Genomic DNA, 709 nt, shown 5'->3' with positions numbered 1-709 from the left:
ATACATTATGCGCACCAGTAAGGCGTAAGAGAGAATCCAGCATTCTGGCACAGGAAAACCCAGCCATCAGGTCATCGTCCGTCAGGACGGCTCTGGTGAAGCTGCCGCGCCGGATTAGCCCCAAACCTATAATCAATGGCTGCGCGGCTTGGCCAACCCCGGTCAGCACCAAAACAAGTTTTGTCACTTCCCGGAGTTACCGTTAAAAACATGAACGCCAAAGCCTTTGCAGCCACAATTGCTTCTGTCCTATTATCGTCATGCAGTCGTAAGCAATTATGCAAAGCGGATGGTCGTACTGTTTCCTCACCAGTTACACACGACAAATCGTCTGCGATGTTATAGGACGGACAAGCTCTGCGGTTATGCAATGGCTCATGCACCTTACTTGTCTCTTACCGCAAAATGAGTCCGGGTTTCGTGGGCATGTCAGGGTTCACGGTTGTTTACTACTGCTCTGAAAAGAAATTTTTTTCGCATGCGATAAACTGGCGTCTTGCCATCAGCATAAGGAACGCTTCCGTCATGATAAAAAATGAACAGGAATATTACGCTGCTCTAAAAGAAGTCTCACCGCTTTACGATCTCGACCCGCCGGATGGTTCTGAGGAAGCCAGAAAACTGGATGAACTGTCTACGCTGATTATGCAGTATGAGGCAAAAAACTATCCACTTGATTAGCTGAAAGCGGCGATTTGTTCCCCCCCCC

2 protein-coding genes are annotated in these 709 nt (G+C 48.5%); one reads left to right on the top strand and one right to left on the bottom strand.

Annotation, left to right across the window (positions count from 1 at the left end):
- A partial coding sequence (locus FDX04_RS24340; protein WP_212734324.1) for a hypothetical protein occupies window positions 1-187 on the bottom strand: 187 nt, incomplete at its 3' end.
- Between the two features lie 338 nt (window positions 188-525).
- Between FDX04_RS24340 and FDX04_RS24240 the strand changes: the two genes are divergently transcribed.
- Entirely contained in the window at window positions 526-681 is a 156-nt protein-coding gene (locus FDX04_RS24240) for a hypothetical protein (protein ID WP_157858749.1), read from the top strand.
- Window positions 682-709 lie beyond the last annotated feature (28 nt).

This window comes from Citrobacter sp. wls615 (assembly GCF_005281355.1).
GTDB classification, from domain to species: domain Bacteria; phylum Pseudomonadota; class Gammaproteobacteria; order Enterobacterales; family Enterobacteriaceae; genus Citrobacter; species Citrobacter werkmanii.
This window is presented reverse-complemented; position numbering and strand designations above follow the sequence as displayed.